The organism is uncultured Candidatus Puniceispirillum sp. (genome assembly GCF_963979125.1).
GTDB lineage: Bacteria > Pseudomonadota > Alphaproteobacteria > Puniceispirillales > Puniceispirillaceae > Puniceispirillum.
In genome coordinates this window covers 1-7,420 of sequence record NZ_CAXBVX010000096.1, presented here as the reverse complement: position 1 = coordinate 7,420, position 7,420 = coordinate 1, and the positions used below count along the sequence as shown (strand labels likewise).

Genomic DNA, 7,420 nt, shown 5'->3' with positions numbered 1-7,420 from the left:
TGATCTGGTAGATCGATTGCGGGTGAGATCGTCAATTTGAAATGGCATCCTGATACCCGTACCATCTGCACATAGAAGATAGGCACATTTTTTTTGATGGCGACTTTGATATGGCCGATTGGCGTATTGGCTGGATGTCCAAAAAATGGAACTGCCATGCCTTCGCGTAATTTCTGATCGATAAGCAGGCACATGAACTGGTTTTTTCGAATGGCGCTAATCATGCCCAATGCGGCTTCACGACCTTTTGGGAACATTTCGCCGCCAAAGGTACGCTGTCGGCGTGCCAGCAACCCCGACAGAAACGGATTATTGAGCGGGCGATAAATGGCCGCAACTTTTTTACCAACACTCCGCGCGGCAAAGGGGCCTAATTCCCAATTGCTCATATGCGCGCTGATCAGGAAACCACCCGTTTCAATATCGCGAATATGTTCTTGTCCGACAAATTCAACATAGCCTGTATCGACAAGCTTGTTTATGTGCGGATATTCGCCAATCACACGCCCCAGATTCATCCACATGCCGCGTAAAATCTGGCTTTGTTGGGCGTGCGACAAATGCGGCATGGCATAAGCTAGGTTGCGTCGTGCACGTTTATGCCACGGGGTTAGTGGGCCCAATATCGACATCACCAGCCCCATAAAGACACTGGCAATAGCTACAGGCAGAATCCAGGCAATCCCAAACAGGATGAATACCAGTAATGCCTCTAATGGCCAGAAGATAGTTTGACGTATCAGCCTTACTATGACTTTGGGTAGGGGATCAGACATTGATGCCGTGACTCGCTTTTTGATCGGCAATCGCCATGATATGCCCTAACAATTCATCAATCGCATCAGTCTGCATTGTGATAGGCAGAAATGAAATCCGTTCGCGCCATTCGCTAGGCAGGCGTATCCAGTCTTTTTGTGTTGTAATCAGGTTGGCGCCAAGGCGAATCGAATCTTCCTGTAACCGTGATAGGTCACTTTGCGTATAGAGATGATGATCAGCAAATGCCAAGCTTTGCACAATAGTCCCGCCTACTTTCTCGATGGTGCGGAAAAAGCGTTGCGGGCGACCAATGCCAGCAAATGCTAACAACGGTGCATCTCCTAGATCGGTAATGATTGTCTGATCGGCAACAACGGTACCAGTCATGATAGGCACACGTCCATCGATTGCCTTTGCCAGCTCATGCTCGTCCTCACCATTGATAAAGGCAAAATCAAGGCTGGCAAGGCCAGCATCAAAAGTAACGCGCATCGGCCCTGCGGGTAATAGTCTTCCATTGCCGATACCGGCGGTGCCATCAAAAACACCAACCGCCATATCTTTGTTCAAATAGGGGTTCTGCAAGCCGTCATCCATCAAAATGATATTATGAATGCCGCGATTTATAATGGTTTGGGCGGCCACGATCCGATCACGTCCGATAATCACGTCACGACCTTCGGCTAGCATCAGCGGCTCATCCCCGCAATCGGCGGCAGTATGGATTGTGCCATCCACCCACAGCGGGCCTTTTTGTGATCCACCATACCCACGGCTCAAAATGACAGGGTTCATCCCCGCATCAACAAGCCGATCATATAGCAGTGATACAAGGGGTGTTTTGCCCGTGCCGCCAGCGCTCAGATTGCCAATGCATATCACAGGTAAGGCAACGCTGGTTTGCTTGGCAAGATGGTCACGCAAATGCGTTGCCAGTGACCATAGGGCGGCAAGCGGTAACAGGGCCGTAGATGTGATCCCTTTATGATTCCAGAATTCAGGCGTTTTAATCATCTATCTACTGTCTTGGCATTGACCAATGCAAAAATCATTCTTGCGGCTTCTCGCGGGCGTTGGCGGGCGCTTTCAACATAGGTTTTGGCCGCCTTGGCGTGCTGTTGTTTTTTTCGAGAATCAAACGCTAGCACAGAAGTAACCATTGCGCCCAGATCATCTGGCTTATCAATTAAATGTATAATATCACAGCTAGACAGCGCGCCAAATTCATTTTCATTTTTAAAAATATGCGGGCCGGTGATAATAGGCACCCCAAAGCTGGCTGGCTCTAGCGGGTTATGCCCGCCTTTTGGAACCAGTGATCCACCTAAAAATACAACATCGGCAAGGTCAAAAACGCTACCCATTTCGCCCAGGCTGTCAAGGATGTAAAGCGCTGTTTTGCTGTCTGGTTTTTGATCTTTGCTTCGTCGCGGGATGGTCTGATCCAGCGCCTTATCCGCTATATCGGCAATGGCATCGGCGCGTTCGGGATGACGTGGCGCAATGATTGTCAGAATTTTATCAGCATGCTGGCGTGCCACGGTAATGGCCGCTTCATCCTCACCTTCATGCGTTGAAGCTGCCAGAAAGATCGCACGGTTACCGCTGGCTTTGCGGATCAACGCCTGCAAGCCAACATCAATCGACAGGGTTGCTGCGGTCATTTTTAATGACCCACCAACATGCACGTCAGCGGCTTTTGCACCCAGATTGATAAAATTTTGTTGCTGATCGGCATCAACCGCCAGGATCAGGTCAGTGCAACCAAATAGCTGGCGGGCGACCGTGGGGCGTTTCTGCCAAGATGCAACAGCCTTTTGTGATAATTGTGCTGACGCAAATATGACTGGGATATGACGGGCGGCGGTGCGTGTGACAAGATTTGGCCAAAAATCGGACTCCAGAAAAATGGCAACCTTTGGTGCAAACATATCCAAAAAGCGATCAACAAAGGCAGGGTGATCAAGCGGCTGATAGATATGTGTGATGTTGGCACTTGTTTTTGCACGGGCGATCATTTCTGCCGCCGTAATCGTATTGGTGGTGATGATGATCGGGCTATCCTTGTCTTCATCATGAATGGCTTCGGCCAGTGCCAAAGCGGCAATCGCTTCGCCAACACTGACAGCATGAAGCCATATGCCCCCCGCCTTATATATTGTGCTATAGCGCCCATAACGTTCGTCAAGGCGGGTTTTGTCTTCCTTTCCCACATGGGCGCGCCGTGCCATCACAAGGCCAGTAAAAGGGTACAGGCATGTCCATAAAAAATTATATAGGCGTAATGACATCAACGCTGGGCATCCTCCTCGGCAAATAACCGATCAGCTTTATCAGCAAGATCATTCATCGCCACTTCAATCTTTAGCCGGCTTGCCTCCATCGTGTCACGATCCCCTTTTGGCACATCGATTGGCTCGCCCCAGATAAACCGACCACGGGCAAATGGCTTGGGAATGATTGTGCCGTCCCACCCTGGCGCACGCCAATAACGGTCAACAGCCCAGCATATTGGCACAACAGGTTTGCCAGCCATCGCAGCTAGCGCTACGGGGCCAACGGCCAGCTTTCGGGCGGGGCCACGCGGGCCATCGGGTGTGATGGTTGCAATCTGGCCGCGGTCAAGAACACGCTTCATCCCGCGCAAACCGGAAATGGCATTGCGGTTTGAACTGCCCCAGACTGTTCGGATACCCATGCGGTTAACAGTGTAGGACATAAGCTGTCCATCAGCATGTGGTGATTGCAGAACATACATCGGATGTCGCCGCGGCCATAGCCATGGCACGGCAAAAATGCGCTCATGCCATAAAATCAGCACAAAACCATTATGATTGTTTAATATTTGGTCAGCATGCTGACGATTCACCGTTTTCCAGCGCGTAGTAATCATGATCGACGCAATAATACCAGCAACAACCCAGCTTAGGCACCATATAACAAATTTGTTTCGGATAAAGCGTTTGAACATAAGCGTGTCTGGTTCGGGCCATAAAGTTGTTGCAAGCAGAAAGCCGGATGGCAAATAGCTAGGAATAAATATAGAAATAGCCTATTAAGAGCTGTCTGCGGTACTGTTATTTATAGTAAATTTGCGAAACTTTGACATTACCAGATAAGCAGGCGCCGAATTGGGATTGGTTTTAGATATCTATGACGTCTTTCTTACGACTTGAAACCCCCGAAGAGGGGATGCCACGCCGCCGTTTACTTGTTATTCAGCCGCTTGTTGGTATTGGTGATATGGTCTGGCATAAACCGTGGATCGATCATCTTGCCGATTTTTATGATGTCATTCTGGCTACCAAACCAACCGTGCAGGCATCAGTATTATTCGCCAACACCCCCGGCGTTGTCGAGATTCTAGATATAGACAGGTCACAGCGCGGCCAGCGTGGCCAGCATGACGGCTTTATGGGTCTATGGCGGCTAGCTCGACGCTTTCGGCACACAGCCGTTGATCAGGTCGTCATCATGCATCACAGTTCCACCTATGCCATTGCCGCTTGGCTGGCGGGCATTCCCGCTCGTTTTGGATATGGCATTGGCAGTCAGTCATACTGGTTGAATCGTGGTTACTTCCTGCCAAAGTCAGCGCGCCACCAACATCCAACCAGCAAAATGGCGATCTTTGCTGATATTAATGGGTTTGCCCCTGTAACAAACACGTGGCATATCACACCAACCGATTTTGCTTTTGACGAAGCGGATAAATTTCTGGCGGCGCATCAAATCGGTGTTGATGATAATGGCAAAAGCCCGTTCATCATCATGGGGGTAGGGGCCATGCACCCTGATCGGCGCTGGTCAGCTGAAAATTTTGCCAGACTTGTAACACAGATGCGCCAAGACCGGCCTGACATTTACATTGGTTTGATGGGTGCGCCTTCGGAACAGCCGATTATAGACGATGTGTTTTCATATCTTGCTGATGTGACTGGTGTGATTAGTTGTACCAACAAGCTGGATGTCGCTATTGCCCTGTTTGTCCGTTCGATTTGCTATGCTGGCAATGATACCAGCCTGTTGAATTTGTCGGCGGTGGCGGGGACACCATCAATTGGCCTATTTGCACAGTCCCGCCCTTTGACTTACAGTCCGAATATTCTGGCTGTATGTGTTGATGAGGAAAAAATTGGCATTCCGGGACAAATTGATACGATCATGCCTGAAAGCGTGGCAGCGGCAATTGCCGACCTTCTGCCGCCACAGCATGCTGGATAGAGCTAATGTCTAAGACCCTTGATAAGCGCGGAGCAAACCGCCAGATTTTTAATCGCATGTGGCAAGGTTGGGTGCGGCGCTATCGTGGCCAGTTAGCAGGTACAGTCGCTTTGATGGCTTTTGTTGCGGCAACGGCGGCGGCTTATCCACTTTTAACCAAATATATTTTTAACGCCCTTGCTGATGGCCGCGCTGGCGAGGTCATTCTATATGCGCCACCTGTTATTATTCTGCTAGCCTTGCTAAAAGGCGGTGCTTTGTTTGCCCAAACGGTTCAGGTCAATAAATTGGCTTTGCGGGTGACAACCGATTTGCAAAAAGACATGGCAAAAAGCCTGATCGAGGCGGATCTATCGGTGGTCACGCGCGAACCAGCTGGCACATTCATGTCACGTATCATGAATGATCTGAATCTGGTGCGCGAAGCCTTTGTCCGACTAGCTAATAATCTGGTGCGTGATGCGCTGACTGTGATCGTGCTTATCGGCGCGATGATCTATCTTGACTGGCTGATGACACTGATTGTCATGGCTGTCTATCCAATCGCTATTCAGCCGATCATTCGTATTGGCAATCGCCAACGCAAGGCTTCGGGTAGTCTGCAATCGCATATGGAAGGCGTGACGTCGCTTCTGGCCGAAACGCTACAAGGCGTGCGGATGGTCAAGGCCTATCAGATGGAAGCGTCAGAAACCAAGCGTACTGCAACTGCCTTTGATGGTTTGTTCACGCGGCTTGTTGCCTTGCTTACTGGACGCGCGATGATTGACCCTATTCTTGAGGTTATTGGCGGTTTAGCTGTTGGCGGTGTTGTTGCGCTGGCAGGTTGGCGTGTTGCCAATGGCGATATGCAGGTGGGCGATGTTATCGCCTTTATCACCACCTTAATCATGCTCGTGCAACCCGTGCGGGGTATTGGCACGTTGAATGCGGTGACACAGGAAGCCTTGGCGGCGGCGGAACGAATTCTGTCATTGCTGGACATTCCTAAACTGATAATCGATGCTCCGGATGCCCGTACATTAAAAATTGGCAAAGGCGACAAGGGTGATATTCGCTTTGACAAGGTCGGCTTTACCTATGGCAAAGAAACCGCTCTTGGTGATGTGAGTTTTAACGCATCATCAGGCCAGACCGTGGCTTTGGTTGGGCCAAGCGGGGCTGGCAAGACAACAATTATCAATCTATTGCCGCGATTCTATGATGTTGATGCGGGTATGATTTCAATTAATGGACAGGATATCCGTGATCTGACAATCGAAAGTCTGCGGGCAAATATAGCTTTGGTAAGCCAGGAAGCGGTTCTGTTCGAAGATACGGTAGCAGCAAATATTGCTTTTGGTCGGCCTGATGCCACTAATGACGACATTATGACCGCTGCCAAAAATGCCGCCGCACATGATTTTATAATGGCACTGCCAGATGGCTATCAGACTCAGGTTGGTGCCATGGGTAATCGTCTATCGGGGGGGCAAAGGCAACGCATTTCGATTGCCAGAGCCATGCTGAAAGATGCACCCATTCTGCTTCTTGATGAGGCCACAGCCGCGCTTGATGCCGCGTCGGAAAAACAGGTGCAAACCGCACTTGAACGGTTGCAAAAGGGACGTACCACATTGGTGGTTGCGCACCGGTTGGCGACTGTGCGCAATGCCGACATGATTCTGGTGATGGAAGATGGCGGCATTACCGAAACCGGCACGCATGATGATCTGATTGCCAAAGACGGCCTTTATGCACGCTTATGCAAGCTACAGTTCTTTGCCGATAAATAGACAATATGGATATGCTTATTCGCGGCGTAATACGCTGTCGATAAGGCGGTCTGCCCAGCCTTGCGAACGGAATTCAGCCAGCATGGCTTCAGGGTCATAGATATTATCGACCCAATCATAAAATGCCATCCCTTGATCTTCATAAGGGAAATAGGCTTTGAAAAAGACGTCAAGCAGGCCGGTTTTGGCTTGTTTCACATGTCCATATTTCCACGCCAGTTGCTTGGCGGCTTCACGGGCAGGACGTTTTTCTGCAACCAGCATATATAAAGCAGACATCAATCCAGCGCGGTCAGCACCTGATTTGCAATGCATCAAGGCTGGTTTTTCTATAGCGGTGAAAATGGCTTTGGCATCATGCAACATGGCCTTATCCGGTGCGGCACGCGAACGGGCGGTAAAATCCAGCAAGGTAATGCCCGCTTTGGCACAGGCTTCAGCTTCAAGCTGCCAGACGCCATCATCTCGTGGCCCGCGTAAATTTATGATCGTTTTGATCCCGCTAGCAGCTATTCTACCTACCTCGACTGGGCCAGGCTGATTGCCACGCCACATGCCGGGGGCTATTTCATGCCGATTATGCCAGAAAAGCCGCAAAAATCCGTGATCTTTTAAGATTAGATCAATCCAGTCGGCGGCACCACGCCGCTTTACCGGCGGGG

The 7,420-nt window shown here is 50.2% G+C and carries 7 protein-coding genes; 2 read left to right on the top strand and 5 right to left on the bottom strand.

The annotated features are described in order from the left end of the window. From ABNT28_RS09020 to ABNT28_RS09005, 4 genes are all read right to left on the bottom strand, one after another. Nucleotides 1–776: hypothetical protein (locus ABNT28_RS09020; protein WP_348721427.1), on the bottom strand; the 776-nt coding region annotated here is incomplete at its 3' end. Further along, complete coding sequence (gene lpxK / locus ABNT28_RS09015; protein WP_332923627.1) at nt 769–1,773, bottom strand: tetraacyldisaccharide 4'-kinase; 1,005 nt, start codon at nt 1,771–1,773, stop codon at nt 769–771. The genes ABNT28_RS09020 and lpxK, both read right to left, overlap by 8 nt. Further along, nucleotides 1,770–3,050, bottom strand: coding sequence for a glycosyltransferase N-terminal domain-containing protein (locus ABNT28_RS09010; protein ID WP_348721426.1), 1,281 nt, complete (start codon nt 3,048–3,050; stop codon nt 1,770–1,772). Before ABNT28_RS09010 ends, lpxK begins: the two co-directional genes overlap by 4 nt. After that, entirely contained in the window at nt 3,050–3,730 is a 681-nt protein-coding gene (locus ABNT28_RS09005) for a lysophospholipid acyltransferase family protein (RefSeq protein WP_332923625.1), read from the bottom strand. The genes ABNT28_RS09010 and ABNT28_RS09005 overlap by 1 nt, the downstream gene beginning before the upstream one ends. Before the next feature lie 182 nt (nt 3,731–3,912). Between ABNT28_RS09005 and ABNT28_RS09000 the strand changes: the two genes are divergently transcribed. Both ABNT28_RS09000 and ABNT28_RS08995 read left to right on the top strand, forming a co-directional pair. After that, complete coding sequence (locus ABNT28_RS09000) at nt 3,913–4,983, top strand: glycosyltransferase family 9 protein (protein WP_332923624.1); 1,071 nt, start codon at nt 3,913–3,915, stop codon at nt 4,981–4,983. A 5-nt stretch (nt 4,984–4,988) separates the two neighbouring features. After that, nucleotides 4,989–6,758: an ABC transporter ATP-binding protein gene (locus ABNT28_RS08995; protein WP_332923623.1), complete on the top strand. Its 1,770-nt coding sequence runs from the start codon at nt 4,989–4,991 to the stop codon at nt 6,756–6,758. A 15-nt stretch (nt 6,759–6,773) separates the two neighbouring features. Here ABNT28_RS08995 and ABNT28_RS08990 read toward each other — a convergent pair. Beyond that, the coding region (locus tag ABNT28_RS08990; protein WP_332923622.1) for a sulfur transferase domain-containing protein at nt 6,774–7,420 on the bottom strand (647 nt) is incomplete at its 5' end.